This window comes from Paenibacillus sp. J22P59 (assembly GCF_059383895.1).
Window position 1 is genome coordinate 256,685 of sequence record NZ_JBXENX010000002.1, and the last position, 17,770, is coordinate 274,454.

Sequence of the window (17,770 nt, forward strand, 5' to 3'; positions counted from 1 at the left end):
GGCCAGCGTTAAATAAAGAGACTAATAATAGCGGGTCCATACTTTTGCACTTTGACTTTTCCGAAGCCTTTTACAGCAAGCAATTCCTCTTCCGTCCTTGGATACTTCGTTATCATATCTTCCATCTCATTATTATTAAAAATAAGATAGGCTTTTACGTTTTCTTCTCTCGATATTCGCAGCCGATAAGCCGTAAGCTCTTCACGAAGCTGTGTCTCGTCCTTCTTCTGATACTCATCCATAGATAATTGGTACTTAGCGTCAATATCAATTTGAATTGGAGTATCCAGCCTCATAAGGAGATTGGCGATATCATACATCTCCTTCTCAGCAAGATCGTACGGATTGGCTTTATCATTCTGATATTTCTCTAGGGTGTTCTTAAGCTGATCATATTTAATAAGCGTCCTCTCAATCTCTGCTGGACACTTATGCTTATTTATTATCGTTTTTGGATTTGCCATTACAACAAGCGAAACTATTGGCATTTTACTGATCTTTAGCTCTTTGGAGAGAACATGCTTGAGGATATCAATATGTCTTGTATTCTGCGTTACCGGACTATAAATGCCCTCCTTATATTCCTTGCCATATCTATTCTTCATCGTTCTGACGAAATTTCCTTCCTGGTCAATTGAGATATTGCCGCTTAGCTTCTTCGTCTCTAAGATACAGGTGAATTTATTAGATATGACTACAAAATCAAGCTGAGCAACATAATCTTCGTATACCAGTCTTACATCATGCAAGCAGAGGATGGGCTGAAACGAATGCTTGAGTTCAAAATAGACATTGTTTTCTCCATCAAGACCATACTTCAGCAATTTAATGTCTCTCTCGATATTGTCTTTCTTCTCTCCATCAACAACTTTACTTAATCGTTCATTCAGGGCAGCTAGCTGTAGATTGTCCTTGGAGAAGTCTTTGATAAAAATGGGACTTTGGATCGTCCGTTTTGCAAATAATCTATTGAATATCGACATTGATGATTCCCCTTGTAGATTTTTGAACGGATTTTTATACCGTTAGTCGGAGTAATCTCCTAACTATATAGTAATATTATACCATGATGGCATGATATTGGGCGGGTTAATTTTATAGTTGTTTCTTGCTATTTTGGCCTATGAATCGCCTCCTAAAGCAAACGGGCTATCCGAAAAGCAGCTCTGCTGACTTGAAGAGACGGGCTCTCTTAATGGAAATGTAGTGAAAAATAAAAGAACTGGCGATGCTAGGAAGGTCATTCCTGCATCGCCAGTTCTACTCTTTGGTCTATGGCTGTCTTCTTGAACAAATGGTGGGCGAGCATAAGTCATCCGATCTTAAAACCTACAGGCTCCCACGTTAAAGAAAGAAGCTCATGTACAAATAAAGGAACACATTTACTCTATCTCACCGCTCAGACGGGTAAAAAGGAGCAATAGTGAAAGGAGGTTCATTAGTGGAGATGCTCGGTTCCCGACTACGGCATCTAACAGACGTTATCTCCGATAAGCCTCTGGATAAAGCCTGTTTTTACGAAAAGTGCTTCATACAATAGCGTAAGCTCTTCCTATTCGCCATTTGTAACTTGGGGAGTACAGCTACTAGAGAATTTCGCGGGTTCCGCCCCTCTACCTATAAAATACCTATAAAGGAAAGGAGCTGTCTCAATTTCATCCCGGTCTATGAATTTCTATCCTAACCAAGACATTCCGTAAACTGTGAATAACAAAGTAAATAATAGAATTAAAGCAAGCTGAACATATGAAAAAATCGCTATGTACAAATTTCGTCCCTCTTTTTAATTTAAGCAATAAATTATAAACTATCGGTATCGAAGTTAGGCAGACAAGGGGCCCCACTAAAATCCCTAGCCATTGTATAGGGTCCTCCATCCAAGTGCTGAATCTGATCCGCTTTTATTGCTGAATATAAAATAATTAAATAGAGATTTATGGCATTGATTAATGAAAAGCTACCACTGAGCTCTACCGAATTTATTATGTTAATCATTCTTTTCATAATTGCCCCTGTTAAATATATAAGAATTTTCATTGAAGGTTTTTATTTGATTATAAACACCAATATAGGCCCGATGCCTTTGAGTTAATATTTCTAAATGCTTTTACCTTTGTTACTGACTTCGATTCTAAATCCATAATATCTAATGAAGTACTCAGTACATCGTATTTTGCAACCCAGTTGTAATAAGCAATTTGCTTCTGATCCGGACTTAATACAGGCGTACTTATTAGGTATATATCTTTTTTTAATAAACTAGTTTTATCCCCTTTTAAATAGTATAAATTTAATGATTTTGAAAAGATCAAGTATCCATTTTGCTCCACAAGCAGCGGGAATCGACCTGTTACCAACTCATTTACAATACCTGTTTTATTGAATGAACATACTTTGTATGCATCTTCAACTTTAGTTACAAAAATAACTTCACCGAAATTTCCGATTATGGGGCGACTGTCCGGATCAACACCCTCATAAAGCTCAGCTATTTCATTAGTAAAGCGGTCGAACCTATATAAAGAAGCAATATTCTCCCCCTTACTTGCAGTGGAATTACCATCTACTGAAAATGAGAAGATCCTTTGTTTTAAATTAAATAATTCCGATATTTTATTTTCATTTTTTTGAAACGCATTAATAGAGTACTTATCCTTCTTATTTGCTATAAAAAATGTAGCTTCGTCATAAACTATTGGATAATACTCCCTATTATTATTTTCTGCTTCGTTCATAATAACACGTTCATCAATTTCTTCGGTGCTTAAATTGATCGATAGAATTGATACAGGCTGATGCACATTCAATGCCCCACTTACCATTAATTGACCATAGTGCTTTGGTTCAGGGGATGATGAACATCCTGATAAGATTAAGAGTATTAATAGAAAGCTAAGCATTAATGATCTTTTCATTTAATCACTCCAATAAATTAGATATCGACTGAACGTAGGACGGTTTTGACTTTTTATCTAATCTACTGGCTTGTCAAATAGAAAATCCGTCATGATAACGCTTCTGCGTTTTCAATTGATGAATATAGTCCTGACCTCCTCTATTTTTTGGATGCTGTCATATGTCTTTTCCAACAGCTTCAACTTGGAAAAACACATCATGGCCATATGATTTGCGGACGACCAGGTCTCCTTGCTCCATGGGTAAATCACCTCTTTGTTCATCGTATGGGTTTCTTGCCAAATGATCAACAAGCTGATTAGAAAATGAAGTTGGATCACGCGCTTGTTAATCATTTGTGAGGCATTTTCACTATTTATCGAGGCTATTTTCGCTTATGGGATTGCTCTACAAGCTAAATCGAGGATTAGCGTCACTAAGGCTCCTATTCAAGAAGCTTGGTTTCTCACTTGTGAATCTAGCTTCATTGTTTCTTTCCTTTATCACCATTTGTACTGAAACAATTTAATATGATTCCATAATTAGCGAAAAAAACAGGACAAGGCGGTATATAACCTGCCTCATCCTGCTTGATTAATATTCTGCTATTCTGTTATACCCACCATATTTGAAAGCGATTACAATTTCCAGAGAGCGCGAGTCGTCGCAGGCTCCCAGCCTGTCAATGCAGTATGCGGTTGCAGACATGTATAAGTTATGCCCTTATAGCTTACTTTATCGCCGACCTTGTATGCTATACCCGCTGCCCATGGAGCAACTTCAGCTCCGCCACCGGTATTGCCGTTATTACCGCCTTCGTTGCCACCCGTGTTGCCGTTATTACCTCCTTCGTTTCCACCCGTGTTACCGTTATTTCCGTTTTCGTTGCCACCCGTATTGCCGTTATTACCACCTTCGTTGCCGCCCGTGTTACCGTTATTACCGCCTTCGTTACCGCCAGTGCTGCCGTCACCGCATGAGCCGATTAATTTCCATACGCCCCATGAGCCGGATTGATCTGGACGATCGCCTTGTGTCCACCACTTGGCTTCATAGATCATGCCGCTGTATACGACTTGCTTGCCGCCGCTGTATGCCACGCCAGCTACCCATTGTTCAACTACACATACAGGAGTAACTTTTTCATCCGTTGTCACACTGATTGGCAAGCTTACTGCGGATACGTTGCCTGCTGCATCGCGTGCCTTCACTGTAAATTCATACGCTGTCTTTTCGTTCAATCCACCGACAGTCGCACTTGTTCCAGTTACGCTTGCCACAAGAGCTCCATTCTTGAATACTTGATAGCCTGTTACTGCTCTATCGTCTGTTGCAGCATTCCAGCTCAGAGATACGGAAGCATCGGTCTTGCCGATAACTGTTAAGCCTGTTGGAGCTGTTGGAGCCGTTATATCCGGCTCTGTGCCGCCGCCCGGTTCTTGACCGTTATTAAGCTGTTCGGCCAGAACGTCCAGCAGTTTTTCACCTGTGCAGCTATACTTTGTGCTGATGCGGCAATCGGAGGAAAGCTCCCAGAACATACCGCCTCCAAGTCCATTTGATTTGATGTAGTCCGTTTTGTATTTAAACGATTCCGCATCATCGTAGCTGATGAATACCTTGGTTGTAGGATTGTACAGGTAAGGAACCTTAGCTTCATCGTTCCAGTAACGATTATATCCGTTTTTGTTCACATAGTTGCTTGCCAAATCTCCGTAGTCGAATACGCCGCCTTCCCAAGTTCCTGGAGGGGAGCCTGCGCATTGCTGATATTGTCCATCTCCGTTCGGGCCAGCCTCGCATCCGCCCCAGCCACGACCGTAGAACGGCAAGCCAAGCACGATTTTTTTCGCCGGCACGCCAGCGTTAAGATGGCCTTGCACACCACTTTCCGTATTGAATGTGGCTGCGTTCGGCACGCCTGCCGCAATCGCCTTGGAGTCAGCGTAAAGCGGTGCATTATGCGCGCTTTGCTTACTCCAGCCGCCATTGAAATCATACGTCATAATATTAATCCAATCGAGAATATCGGCCAGCTTGTCCAAATCATTGTTTTGTACATAGGCCGGAGATGCGGAAGAAGCGATTGTCAGCGTGTATGATTTGCCGTCTTCGATTCCCGCTGCGTTGAGATAGTTACGAACTTCTTGAAGGAGGAGTGTGTGGTTTTGTTTATCTTCCGGACGGTAGCTGTTGCCTGCCAAACCGCCGCCAACTGGATACTCCCAGTCCAAATCCACGCCGTCCATTTGGTACGTGCGGATAAAATCAACTGCAGATTGAGCAAACGCTTTGCGCGTCTCCTCCGAAGCCGCTACATCAGAGAAACGATTAGACCAGGACCAGCCGCCCACGGAAATAATCGTTTTCAGATGCGGGTATTTCACCTTGAGCTTAATCAGTTCATTCAGATTGCCGCGAAGCGGTTGATCCCAAGTGTCGCCAGGAAAAGCCTTTTGCGCGTCAATCCACGGATCGCCCAATACGATCGTGCCGTTCGGAACATTGATCGTTTTTCCCTCCGCATTTTGACAAGCCCAAGTCTGCGGATTCGGACCTGTAGGATCAGGGTTGCCATGTTTGCCATTCCAACAAATGTCGGCAAAAGCATAATTGATATGAGTCAATTTGGAGCCGTCGATATCCGCAACATTATAATTGCGCCCATAAGCGCCCCACGATGGGAAATATCCGACAATCTTATACCCGTCTTCCTGTACCTGCTGTGAAGGCGACGCAAAAGCGATAGGATTGAATGCGCTTACAATTGATAGCAGCATAACAGTTACCATCAAATTAATACTCCAACTTTTCTTACGATTAACCAACTTCATAGTTATGTCTCCCCTTTCAAAATTGAAAAGCATAGTTGTAAGTCATACCTGACATTGCAAATATTTTGTTCGGAAACAGTTTAACTATGATAGCGTCACCCCGAATCATGTTTGGTATTTTTATACAAATATTATCCGGATACACTTATATTTTGATGGATAAATATAGTGATTGTACAGGGATACTTTTTATTTTAATAGGGATATTTTTTTATAACTAGTATATTCATTGCTTTCTGGATTAACTACACTTTAGTTAGTCAGAAAAAAAGACGTTCACAAAGAACCCCCCTCGCGCACCAGAGGACAATGAACTTCTCGCTTGACGTGAGGAAATGAAACGTAACTTTAACTTTAAGTACCCCTTTATAGACAAGGTGTGGATGAGAAAATATCACTAAGCTGGACAAGCGGGGGGATCACCATCAAATTGAAACCGAGCAAGAACGTGAGATTCAACGAATATTCATCGGAACCAATGTCTTTGCGATAGGCTCCCCATTTAAGAAAATTCAATATGTACATCCAAAAACCACTTAAAAAGAAGCAACCAATTTCATCATTGGTTGCTTCTTCCTTATTACTTACCGTTAACTTTTACATATTTGCTATAAACGTAGCCTGTTTTGCCTTTATAAGAAATCTTATACCAGCCTTTTTCTTTACCTAAAATCGTAATTTCAGTGTTTTTTGAAATCGTTCCATATATTTTCGCTGTGCTCGATGGATTGGAACGAACGTTTAAGTGAAAAGCTGTAACGACACCTTTAGAAGATTTTGGCTTTGTCACAGTAGGTTTTGATTTTTCTGGCTCTGATTTTTCTGGCTGTGGCTTCTCTGGTGTTGGTTTGCTTGGCTTCGTTGGCTTTTCTGCTGGCTTCTCTGTTTCTTTTTCTTCCTCAGCTTTAGGAGCATTTATTACTTTTACTAACTGCTGATAAAATTGTCCCGTTGTTTTTACACTAGCGAATTGGCTTGCATTTACGTTTGCTTTTGCTGCTAATTGTTCTATTCCTTGCTGTGTAATTGAATCCTTCACATTAATTGATGCGATATTTGTATATTTTCCATCTTCTGTTGTAGGGATTGCTAAAATGCCTTTATTGATTAGCTCAACAACAGCTGCACGTGCCGGCGCTTTTGTATCAACACCAATGATTTTCCAGTTATTTTGGATAACTGGCTTATAGACACCTTTCATTTCTTCCTTCAAGTATCGTATTGCTAGATTTCGGATTGTACCGTCTGTTTCTCCGTAAGCGTTTTCATCTTTTGAAGACCAAATCATATTAAATTTACGTCCTTCAAGTGCTTGACCTTTTGATAGAAGGAAGTCCATTCTATATGCATTCATACCAAGCTTTAAATTATCTTCTATCTTGATTGGCGTTCCATCTAATTTGCGAAGATTTTTTATTCTGTTGCCAGGCTGCTCAGTTAAATCAATATCATATTTTACATTGCCAAAAAAGTCATTTGTACTATATTTAGATGCACGTCTAGTTTTATCAAAGCTAATCGTCACATCTCCATCGCGTGTGCTATTAAAATAACTAACAGCCCATTCCATATAATCCTTTAAATCTTTACCAGTTACTTCATAGACAGATACTTCTCCACCAGCAAATTGATAATTATAGGCAATGTCCTTTTTCTTAATAGGCCCTACATTTAATGCAGCTTTGTCATTATCAATCTGATGTGCAACCACGTCTGCCTTACTATAATGCAGCATGACCTCATGGAAGAAGTCTGATAAAGGCGTTTCTTGAATTTGAACAGAAGGAATACCATTAATTTCGTTTTTCGGAACCAGATTTGTTCCTTTTAGCTGTGCCACTTCGATATTCGCATCCGCGCGTGCAAACTCATGATATGGCTTTAATGTTTCTTCTAATCCTTTGTCTGATTCAACAAATGACCCATCCGCATTCTTTACAGGAATCGTTGATGCATCTTTTTCTTTTAATGTTAATTTCTCCCCTTGACGCGTAAATGTTAAATCGATTCGTGAAATATGCGTTCCGTAGCGATTAGGCTCTGTGATAATAATTCCGTTAACTTCTTCTTTATTAATCAGCACATGATTATGGCCCGCAAATATAGCGGACAACTCTGGAACAGCATTAGCAATGTCCCTCACGCCTGTTCCTTTGACACCGTTCTCATTTTCCAAGCCCATATGGATAAGGCCAATCATAACATCGACCTTACCTTCTAATTCTTTAACTGCTTTCTTCGTTTCCTCTACTGGATTTTTTACGACTAATCCTTTTAGATGGTCTGTGCCTTTCTCATATTCTGTAATCATTGGCGTTACCATCCCGATAACTCCGATTTTAACACCTTCACGTTCAATGATTGTATATGCTGGCAAATAGCGTTCGCCATTTTCCTTATAAACATTTCCAGCAAGTCTTGCTCCATTGAATTGACTAGAAACCTTGTCTAGCACGTCCAAGCCGAAATTGAATTCATGGTTCCCATATGTCCAAGCTTCATAACCCATTTCATTTGCAGCAACCATCATCGGAGATTGTGGTTGATCATTGAACAATTCAGCAGAATTATCTTGTATCAAATCACCGTTTTCCAACAAGATTGTATTTGGGTTCTCTTTACGAATATTTTTGATGATTGTATATAATTGTGTTAAGCTTCCAGTCAAATTTGGTCCATCTGTCGCATAATCCCAAGGCATAGAGCGACCATGAATATCCGATGTCGCAAGAAGTGTAATGTGTACATCCTTTTCTTCTTGAGCATTTACAGCTGCTTGCGGAATGAAAACGCTTGCAAAAATTAATACCGCAATACTAAGTGCTGTTATACTTCTGTTAATTCTACCCATTCTAATTAGCCCCCTAATTATTCTGAATTTAAAGATTATTCTGAATTTCAAAATTATTTTAGCATTCCGAATTAATTTGTGCAATGTATTTTTTAGAACCCAAAAAATGGATTTAATAGTTCATGTTGAACATTTTTCACTCATCTCTCACAACTTTTTCATGATGCATCACGCCTGAATTCTATGCGAATCTCCAAATTAAAATGAAGTTATAACGATTATTTTTTTCAAAAAAAATCGAAACACTCTCACTGAACTCAACCTTTCTACTCTCACTATTCAGCATAAATAATTATACACACAATCACTGCGAGCAGAAATGGAATACCGAGTAAAGAGAGTTGTTTCATGTTTCATCTACTAAAAGTAATCTTTTCCCCTGATTTATGAATATAATAGTATTCAAATACCTTGTCTTTGCTTACCATCATCATTCCGTTTTCACAACGGAGCGCTTCCTGATATACCGGGTCGATGATATACTTTCCGTTTCTATCCACATACCCCCAAGAGGTTCCTTCTTCACCTAAAACAGGCGCAATATCCTCTGAGAAGTCCCTAGCCTCTCTGAAAGTAGCCTCTATTGCCAGTTCGCCTTGGGTATCTATATAGCCCCATTTGTCATCCATCTTAACAGCAGCTAATCCTTCACTGAATGGCCTTGTCTCATCAAATTCAGCTTCTCTAATCCATTCACCCTTTTGGTTAATGAATCCCCATTTATCACCTGATTTCACAGCAGCCCTTCCTTCATAAAAATCATCCACTTCATCATAAATGAATGGAATTACAACATGACCATTAACATTAATAAATCCCCATTTGTTATGCTTTTTAACTTTTGCAATTCCTTTTGAAAACCCGCCCCCATACTGATATCCATCTAGTACAACCTCTCCTTCTTTATTTATAAATCCTGCTCCCCCATTTTCCTTGAAGATCACTCCTGCCAGGCCTTGTGAAAATGAGGTCATTCTGTAGTATGGTGTTTCAAACATTTTCTTACCAGTATGATCAATTACAGACCAGACCTCCTTCCCCTCTTGTCTATATTCTATAACTACCGCAAGCCCTTCTGAGAATTGATATGCACCATCATATTTATGCGGAATAACTATTTTCCCCCTACTATTTATATAGCCCCACTTATCATTTTTTTGTACAGATGCCAACCCTTCTGAGAAAGATCCTGCATCCTCAAACTGTGGATGAATTAACATTTGATAGTTTTCATTTGAGAAACCGACTAACCCCTCCACACTAACTGGGAACACTTTTTGAGTCATATGTTCTACGCTCATTTCATTAGTCCTACATCCATATAGCAAAAATACGATTGCTAATATAGGAACGAAATAAAAAACACGACTTAACATCATTAATTCCTCCACTTTACTCTATCGTTTTTAGCTTTTAATTTTTCAACAAACCCATTATATAGTTAATTCACACAAAATGATACATGTATAAAATAATTAATTTTTGAAATTAAAGTCGATTTAGAAGAAAAAAAGCGCTTATCGCCTATTAACTCCTGTAATCGGAATTAGTGGGCGATAAGCGCTATGGATGGTAAGAACTCTATTCTATTGCTTTGTGATAAACACACTAGTTCTGCATGACGAAATCTTGCTCAGCCTTGTCATTCTCATTATATACCTTCATGAGATTGTATTTGGTATCACGCTGTGCCGGTATTTTGCCTGCTTCACGAATCAGCTGAAGAATAAGTTCGATATTCACTTTATGTGTTGTGCCAGCCGCGGATACGACGTTCTCCTCCATCATCGTACTGCCGAAGTCATTGCAGCCGTAGGATAGGGAGAGCTTGCCCATATCTGGTCCCATTGTAACCCATGATGATTGGAAATTGTCGATATTATCGAGCATGATCCGGCTGACCGCGACCATCTTCAAGTACTCCTCTGGCTTCGCCTTCTCAACCTTCTTCATATTCGTATTGTCGGGCTGGAACGGCCAAGATATAAACGCCAGGAATCCTGTCGAATCATACCCATTAGCGATACACTCATCCTGAGCATCACGAATGCGAAGCAAGTGAAGCGCCCGCTCCTCCATCGTCTCGCCGAAGCCGTATACCATCGTAGCCGTTGTATTCATTCCATGACGGTGTGCGGATTTCATCACATCCATCCAATCCGTCCATGAGCCTTTGATCTTGCTGATTTTGCGGCGTGTCCGGTCATCCAGAATTTCAGCTCCGCCTCCCGGCAAGGAATCTAATCCCGCTTCATGAAGCTGTCTAACGACCTCATCAAGAGACAAGCCCTCGGATACATCCTTCATCTTCTGAATCTCAGCAGGTGAGAAGGAATGCATCGTAATCTCAGGGAATTGCTGCTTAATTTTGCGCAATAAATCCGTATAATAAGTGAAAGGAAGATCCGGGTTCGTACCGCCTTGCATCAGAATCTCGGTACCGCCGACATCAACCGTTTCTTGAATTTTGCTTAATATCATGTCATCCGACAATACATAGCCTTCTTTCGAGCCTGGAGCCCGGTAAAAAGCACAAAAACGGCAATACACATCACAAATATTCGTATAATTGACGTTCCGGCCTACAACGAAGGTCGTAATTGGTTCAGGATGCTTTCTCAGCATAAGCTGATTAGCCACATGACCCATTTTTTCAATTTCATCGGACTCAAGCAGCGTAACGCATTCCTCTAGACTTATTCTCGTGCCTTGAAGCGCCTTCTCTAATATATGGTCCAAAGTTGCCATTTCACAAGGCCTCCTTTTCCATCCGTTCTCTTTTTGCGATCACTCTATCCTAACATAAATCTTTTCGGTTCGTCACCCTCTACAGCCAGCTGCTAGGCAAAAAAAAGCGGCCTGTCAGAAGCGACAGCCGCCTTTCTCTATTGCAATTCCTGCCTTAATCGCGAAGGGCAGCATCCAAATCACTAATTAAATCATCAATATCTTCGAGACCTACAGAGTAGCGTACAAGGCCATCCGTAATTCCGCGCTGCAGACGCACTTCTCTAGGCATCGAGGCATGGGACATCTTCGCAGGGTAGGAAAGAATACTTTCCACCGCTCCTAAGCTGACAGCAACGAGTGGCAGCTGGACCTTGCTCAGCAGCGATTTGGCACGCTCTCCGCTTCCTACGTCGAAGGATATAACAGCGCCATAGCCCGTAGACTGCTTCTCATGAATTTCACGTCCCGGATGGTCTTCCAACCCCGGATAATAGACCTTTTCCACTTGTGGATGTGCGGACAGCCACTGCGCAAGCTTGCGTGCGCTGCGCTCACTATGCTCCATACGAGCCTGCAGCGTCTTCATTCCCCGCATTAACAGCCATGACTCATGTGCACTCAGCACAGCTCCAAGTCCATTCTGCAGCGAATACAAACGACGGCCAAGGCCTTCATCAGCCGTTACCGCCAACCCTGCCAGCACATCGCTATGCCCGCTGAGGAACTTCGTTGCACTGTGCAGCACGATATCGACACCCAGCTCGAAAGGACGCTGATAATAAGGTGTCATAAACGTATTGTCGAGCAGGGTCAGCAAGTTATACTCTTTGGCCCATGCGGTTACAGCTGCAATATCGGTAATTTTCAAGGTAGGATTCGAAGGCGTCTCCATAAAGACCGCCTTAGTATTCGATCTCAAAGCAGCCTTCACGGCTTCAAGGTCGGTCATGTCGACGAATGTCGTCTCAATGCCAAGCCTAGATAGTACTGTAGTCAGGAAACGATACGTTCCTCCGTACACATCCTCCGTTACGATGACATGATCGCCAGCGGAGAAGAGCAGGAAAGAAGTCGAAATAGCCGCCATACCGGAAGCAAAGGCGAAGCCTCGGGTTCCTCCCTCCAGCAGGGCAATATAGTTCTCCAGCGCTTCTCGGGTTGGATTGCCCGATCTGCTGTAGTCATGATGCGGTGGATTGAATATATCACTCTGGTGGAACGTTGAGGCTTGAAAAATAGGCGTGCTTGACGCACCTGTATGCTCATCAATTTCCGCTCCAAAATGCAATAGCTTCGTCGCAAAGCTGCGTTTGGCAATTTCCTCGTGATTTTTTCTATCTGTCATAGTGTCCACTCTCCTCAATCTCACGCTTAGCTGCGGCAAGTGCTTGCCCCAGATCTGCGATCAAGTCATCAATATGCTCGATGCCAACGGAGAATCGAAGAAGACGATCGTCAACACCAATTTTTTCACGAATTTCAAGTGGAATATCTGCGTGTGTCTGTACAGCCGGGTAAGTCATAAGCGATTCTACCCCACCCAGGCTCTCTGCAAAGGCGATCAATTGAATATGACGCAGAATAGGCTCCACATAACGGGCATCCTTCAAGCGGAAGGAGAAAATCCCTGTATTGCCGGATGATTGCTTGTTCTGCACGTCATGGCCCGGATGGTGAGGCAATGCTGGATAATAGACATCCTCAACTGCTTCATGCTCCATCAAATACTCCGAAATCTTCGTCGCATTATATTGATGGCGTTCCATCCGCAGAGCCAGTGTCTTCATTCCGCGCATCAGCAGCCAGGAATCCTGAGGACCCAGTACAGCTCCCATTGAATTATGAAGGAAGGCCATTTGCTCAGACAGCTCTTTGCCTTTCGTTACGATAAGGCCTGCAAGCACATCATTATGCCCGCCTAAATATTTGGTTGCACTATGAATGATAATATCAGCGCCTAGCTCAAGAGGACGTTGGAAGAATGGGGTAAGGAGCGTATTATCTACAATAGTAAGAAGGCCTTTGGACTTCGCCCATCCGGCTACTTTCTCCAGATCGGTAATCATCATCAGCGGATTCGTTGGCGTCTCGATCAGAACCGCCTTCGTACTCGGCTGCCATAGCTCGGACATCGCATCCAGATCATTCGTATCAACATAGGAAGCCGTTACACCGAATCTCGACATAATCCGTTCGAGCAAACGATAGGTTCCGCCATACAAATCAAGCGATACAATAAGGTGATCCCCTTGACTGAACAGTGCAAATATCGTTTGCAGCGCGGCCATACCAGAGCTGCAAGCGAATCCGGCATCACCGGATTCAAGCTGTGCAGCTGCTTCTTCCAATACAGAACGTGTTGGGCTCTTCGTACGTGCATAATCAAAGCCTGTACTTTGTCCCAGCTTCGGATGGCGGAATGCTGTCGCCTGATAGATCGGGAAGCTCACCGCTCCTGTTACTGGCTCCTTCACGGAACCAATTTGTGCAAGCTGACTCTCCATTTTCATTCTTCAATACGCCCCTTCGTCTCTAAATAAAAGTAATGAATAGAAACTTATATTCCAGCGCCCAAATCAAATGGCGTTTGTTGGTAGACATAATAATTCAACCAATTCGAGAACAGCAGATTGGCGTGTGAGCGCCAAGTAGACAGCGGCAAGCTGTCCGGGTTATCACCCGGGAAATAGTTCTTAGGAACGTCAATCCGTAAGCCCTTGGCTTTATCCCGATCATATTCAAATTTAAGGGTGAGCGGGTCATATTCCGAATGACCGCTGACAAAAATTTGACGACCGTCCTTGGAAGCGACAATATATACGCCCGCTGCCTCTGATTCTGATAAAATCTCCAAATCACCGATCTGTTCGATGTCTTCACGTCGAACTTCCGTATGACGGGATTGAGGAACGAGGAATAATTCGTCGAAGCCGCGAAGCAGATTCACATTTCTTTTTTGAATCGTGTGCGGGTACACACCAAAGATCTTTTCGTCAAGATCATGTTTAGGAACGCCATAATGGTGGTATAAACCTGCTTGGGAAGCCCAACAAATATGGAAGGTCGATGTGACGCGGCGTGCGCTCCAATCCATAATGTCCTTCAATTCTTCCCAATAAGTCACATCCTCGAACTCAAGATGCTCTACAGGGGCGCCAGTAATGACTAATCCGTCATAATATTCGTCTTTGATATCGTCGAATGTTTTATAGAAGGACTCCAAATGCTCGGTGGAAGTGTTCTTGGATATATGTGTCTTGGGATGCAGCAGAACAACCTCTACCTGCAGAGGCGTGTTGCCAATAAGGCGAAGCAACTGTGTTTCCGTTGTTTCTTTAGTAGGCATTAGATTCAATATCGCAATTCTTAACGGTCTAATGTCTTGCCGATAGGCCGTGGTCTCATCCATGACAAATATGTTCTCGTCGCTTAATATTTCTTTGGCCGGCAAATGATCAGGTACTTTAATCGGCATTATAATCACTCCTCTGCTTCAATATCGGCATTCTTGACGCGAAAAAGACCCTTTCTGCCGTGAGAAAAGGTCGTACGCTTATATTAAAAGCCATCGCCTCTCTCATCTCTCAGACACCCGCCTAAGGTATCCGCAAGAATTAGCACCGTACTTTACGCCGGTTGCCGGGCTTCATCGGGCTAGTCCCTCCGCCTGCTCTTGATAAGAAAGTGGTTCTATTCGGTTGTCGAATTCCAATTTATAATTTAACTTTAATGGATTCCAGCATTCGCGTCAAGCGGGTTATTTACATATGCTGTAATAGATCGAGAATCTTGTTTTTTTCCTTGAATGTACAGCGTGTACGGGAGTATACTAGACGAGGATTATACACACATTTATACCAATGAGCAAAGGAGTGCATACGGACATGGAAGGCGACCGACCAAAGCCTGACAACAATCGAATACGGCAGCTGCCGGATCATTGCTTCAGCGGGCTTGGGCGATTATAGCCAGACCGTCCCTACGCATGGAATTTTCCGGCAGTCTCCGTGAAACAGAGAGGAGAAGCTCGGATGAAAATACGTCTTGTGAATGACGGGGTATTCACCACCGTCGATGACATTAACACAACACTTGTAGCGCCTGCAGAAGGCTTTTATTGGATTGATGCTGATATGGAGGACCTAGCTGTCCTGCAGCCTTTATTCAATATGCATGATCTCGCGGTAGAGGATTGCTTGAGTGAAGAAGAACAGCGGCCAAAGATCGAGATTTATGAAGGCCATTATTTCATCGTGATTAACAGCATACGGTTTGATAATGAGGAGATTTTTCTAAGAGCGCTGAATATTTTTCTAGGGCGCCACTACATCATTACCATAACGAAGCAAAAGCTCAATGAGCTGCGTGCCTTGAAGCCCGTTCTATGGGAGCAAGAGGTCAGCCGTCCTGATTACTTCTTATATCACCTTGTCGACATCGTCGTCGACAATTACTTCCTCGTTGGCGATCGAATCGATACCCGAATCGAGACGCTCGAAGAAGATATATTGATGCATACGAAAAAATCTCACCTGAACGAAATCATCGGACTTCGCGGCGAGATTCTGTGGCTAAAGAAAGTGCTTGGTCCCCAAAAGGACCTTATCGCTACCCTGAACAAAAGGGATCTGAAGCTAATTGATGACCAGCTTCAAAAGTATTTCAGCGATATTTATGAGAATGCGGTAAAAATTGCCGAGTCGTTCGATACTTACCGCGAGCTGATGGGCAACTTACGAGAGGCTTACCAATCGAGTATTTCTGCACGTGCGAACGAGATTATGCGCGTATTTACCGCAGTTACGACGATTTTTATGCCACTTACCTTCATTACTGGCTTTTACGGTATGAACTTTGACTTTATCCCTGGACTTCATATTCATGGCGGTTCCTACATCTTACTTGGCATTATGATGCTGCTCGGCTTCGGAATGTTTTACATTTTCCGCAAAAAAAATTGGCTCTAATAGATATGCTGCCCGAACATCGGGCGGCATTTTTTGATGCGTGATTATCTTTATCCAACTAACATATCGTGTACTCATTATCGCTTCTGCTACTTCTTATTAGCCTCCGCCGAATGATGAGCTGAGCTTCCCGCGCTTTTATATGAGGATAACCTCACATAATCTCAACCGTTTCAGCTTCACGCAGCATTGTATGAGGTTATCCTCATAGTTCCAGAGGCTGTCCTCCTGAGCTATGAGGTTTCACTCACTTATTAGCTTCAAACCACCAAAACCAACCATAATGGATGAGATCTCACTCACACATATGTGAAATTGCCTCACACGCCCCACATTTCATCCATTATGTTCTGCCCAATGAAAGTGCTCCCCTCTCACTCATAATAGCCCTGCCCACTATAAATCCCCCGCAATTCCCCCTCAAAAAAGCACCTGCTCTGCCTCTCGCCTAAGAAACAGTATAAAAACAATAAACAAAATGAATAAATTCGTCATTTTGCTCACGATGTTTTGCTGAAATGCATCATTTCCTATATAATAATGATTATCGCTTGCAACATATATAGATAAGCAAAGGGGGGATTAAAGTGAACATTAGCCAGCTTGAAACACTCCTTACCATTTCCAAAACAATGAGCTTCCGCAAAGCAGGAGAGCTACTCAATCTAACGCAGCCTGCTGTGTCCGCCCAAATCAAAACGCTTGAAGATGAATTCAAGACCGTCCTTATTGATCGCAATCAACCCGTTACCCTGACCGATCACGGACAAGTGTTCCTGGAGCACGCGGAACGCATTTTATCCATTGTAGAGGAATTGAAGCAAAAGCTATCCGATCTAAATCTAACACCTCAGGGCCATATTACTCTCGGAACTACTTCATCCATTGCCATACAAATTTTACCTAGGGTATTATCTTATTTTCAAGATCAGTTCCCACTTATCAAAACCACTATTCACACGATGCCTTCCTCTCAAGTGATGACTAGTGTAGAGAACGGCTCCGTCGATCTCGGTATTACTTATTTAACTGAAAAAAATCCGAATATATCTTCCTCAGCCCTTTATTATGATACGTTTGAGCTTGTTGTCTCTCCCTCACATCCTTTGAGCCATTTGACACATACGACCTTTGAGACCCTTAAAGATATTCCGCTCATTATGCTGGCTCCTGACACACTTGGACGGAAGTTTCTGGAACAGATTTTCCGCAAATACAATATGCAGCCGAATATTGTAATGGAGCTGTCGAGCAGCGAAGAAGTGAAACGGATGGTTGAGATTAATCTCGGAGCAGCCGTTGTCTCCAAGCTTTCTATAGCTGGTGAATTAAGACGGGGCTCCCTTCGCATGATAAAAATAACGGAGCTCGAAATGACCCATCCTGTAGGGGTTGTCTATAAATCCGGCAGATATTTGAATACGGCTATGCAACAGTTTTTGAGCGACCTAAAAGGTATGCCTGAGCATCATTTCATAAGCAGTGAATAGGGT

At 42.4% G+C, this 17,770-nt stretch carries 11 protein-coding genes and 1 riboswitch; of the genes, 2 read left to right on the forward strand and 9 right to left on the reverse strand.

What is annotated here, in order from left to right; genetic code table 11:
* Window positions 1-8: 8 nt before the first annotated feature.
* The 9 genes from AC50YO_RS04435 to metA form a co-directional block, all read right to left on the reverse strand.
* Window positions 9-983, reverse strand: coding sequence for an NERD domain-containing protein (locus AC50YO_RS04435; protein ID WP_494843688.1), 975 nt, complete (start codon window positions 981-983; stop codon window positions 9-11).
* Between the two features lie 1,071 nt (window positions 984-2,054).
* The gene (locus AC50YO_RS04440; RefSeq protein ID WP_494843690.1) at window positions 2,055-2,915 is read right to left on the reverse strand and encodes a hypothetical protein; all 861 of its coding nucleotides are present in this window, start codon (window positions 2,913-2,915) and stop codon (window positions 2,055-2,057) included.
* A 618-nt stretch (window positions 2,916-3,533) separates the two neighbouring features.
* Window positions 3,534-5,729 carry a glycosyl hydrolase family 18 protein gene (locus tag AC50YO_RS04445; RefSeq protein WP_494843692.1) on the reverse strand — a complete coding sequence of 732 codons (2,196 nt, stop codon included), beginning with the start codon at window positions 5,727-5,729 and terminating at the stop codon, window positions 3,534-3,536.
* 580 nt (window positions 5,730-6,309) lie between these two features.
* Window positions 6,310-8,580 carry a 5'-nucleotidase C-terminal domain-containing protein gene (locus AC50YO_RS04450; RefSeq protein ID WP_494843694.1) on the reverse strand — a complete coding sequence of 757 codons (2,271 nt, stop codon included), beginning with the start codon at window positions 8,578-8,580 and terminating at the stop codon, window positions 6,310-6,312.
* 353 nt (window positions 8,581-8,933) lie between these two features.
* Window positions 8,934-9,956, reverse strand: a complete 1,023-nt coding sequence (locus AC50YO_RS04455) for a WG repeat-containing protein (protein WP_494843698.1) — start codon at window positions 9,954-9,956, stop codon at window positions 8,934-8,936.
* Between the two features lie 232 nt (window positions 9,957-10,188).
* Window positions 10,189-11,328, reverse strand: coding sequence for a cyclic dehypoxanthinyl futalosine synthase (mqnC, locus tag AC50YO_RS04460; protein ID WP_494843704.1), 1,140 nt, complete (start codon window positions 11,326-11,328; stop codon window positions 10,189-10,191).
* 154 nt (window positions 11,329-11,482) lie between these two features.
* Window positions 11,483-12,655 carry an aminotransferase class I/II-fold pyridoxal phosphate-dependent enzyme gene (locus tag AC50YO_RS04465; protein ID WP_494843706.1) on the reverse strand — a complete coding sequence of 391 codons (1,173 nt, stop codon included), beginning with the start codon at window positions 12,653-12,655 and terminating at the stop codon, window positions 11,483-11,485.
* The gene (locus AC50YO_RS04470; RefSeq protein ID WP_494843707.1) at window positions 12,645-13,820 is read right to left on the reverse strand and encodes a PLP-dependent transferase; all 1,176 of its coding nucleotides are present in this window, start codon (window positions 13,818-13,820) and stop codon (window positions 12,645-12,647) included. Before AC50YO_RS04470 ends, AC50YO_RS04465 begins: the two co-directional genes overlap by 11 nt.
* A gap of 47 nt (window positions 13,821-13,867) precedes the next feature.
* Window positions 13,868-14,785, reverse strand: a complete 918-nt coding sequence (gene metA, locus AC50YO_RS04475; protein ID WP_494843709.1) for a homoserine O-acetyltransferase MetA — start codon at window positions 14,783-14,785, stop codon at window positions 13,868-13,870.
* A gap of 99 nt (window positions 14,786-14,884) precedes the next feature.
* Window positions 14,885-14,993: riboswitch (SAM riboswitch) on the reverse strand.
* Between the two features lie 348 nt (window positions 14,994-15,341).
* On the opposite strand from metA, the gene corA reads away from it, so the two are divergent.
* Together corA and AC50YO_RS04485 are read left to right on the forward strand one after the other, a co-directional pair.
* Window positions 15,342-16,277: a magnesium/cobalt transporter CorA gene (gene corA / locus AC50YO_RS04480; protein WP_494843711.1), complete on the forward strand. Its 936-nt coding sequence runs from the start codon at window positions 15,342-15,344 to the stop codon at window positions 16,275-16,277.
* Between the two features lie 587 nt (window positions 16,278-16,864).
* On the forward strand, window positions 16,865-17,767 hold the full coding sequence (locus AC50YO_RS04485) for a LysR family transcriptional regulator (protein WP_494843713.1): 903 nt from the start codon (window positions 16,865-16,867) through the stop codon (window positions 17,765-17,767).
* Window positions 17,768-17,770: the final 3 nt, after the last annotated feature.

Excerpts from the sequence above, each read along its gene's own strand:
- AC50YO_RS04435 (WP_494843688.1), bottom strand. The coding sequence starts at position 983 with ATGTCGATATTCAATAGATTATTTGCAAAACGGACGATCCAAAGTCCC.
- AC50YO_RS04440 (WP_494843690.1), bottom strand. The coding sequence starts at position 2,915 with ATGAAAAGATCATTAATGCTTAGCTTTCTATTAATACTCTTAATCTTA.
- AC50YO_RS04445 (WP_494843692.1), bottom strand. The coding sequence starts at position 5,729 with ATGAAGTTGGTTAATCGTAAGAAAAGTTGGAGTATTAATTTGATGGTA.
- AC50YO_RS04450 (WP_494843694.1), bottom strand. The coding sequence starts at position 8,580 with ATGGGTAGAATTAACAGAAGTATAACAGCACTTAGTATTGCGGTATTA.
- AC50YO_RS04455 (WP_494843698.1), bottom strand. The coding sequence starts at position 9,956 with ATGTTAAGTCGTGTTTTTTATTTCGTTCCTATATTAGCAATCGTATTT.
- mqnC (WP_494843704.1), bottom strand. The coding sequence starts at position 11,328 with ATGGCAACTTTGGACCATATATTAGAGAAGGCGCTTCAAGGCACGAGA.
- AC50YO_RS04465 (WP_494843706.1), bottom strand. The coding sequence starts at position 12,655 with ATGACAGATAGAAAAAATCACGAGGAAATTGCCAAACGCAGCTTTGCG.
- AC50YO_RS04470 (WP_494843707.1), bottom strand. The coding sequence starts at position 13,820 with ATGAAAATGGAGAGTCAGCTTGCACAAATTGGTTCCGTGAAGGAGCCA.
- metA (WP_494843709.1), bottom strand. The coding sequence starts at position 14,785 with ATGCCGATTAAAGTACCTGATCATTTGCCGGCCAAAGAAATATTAAGC.
- corA (WP_494843711.1), top strand. The coding sequence starts at position 15,342 with ATGAAAATACGTCTTGTGAATGACGGGGTATTCACCACCGTCGATGAC.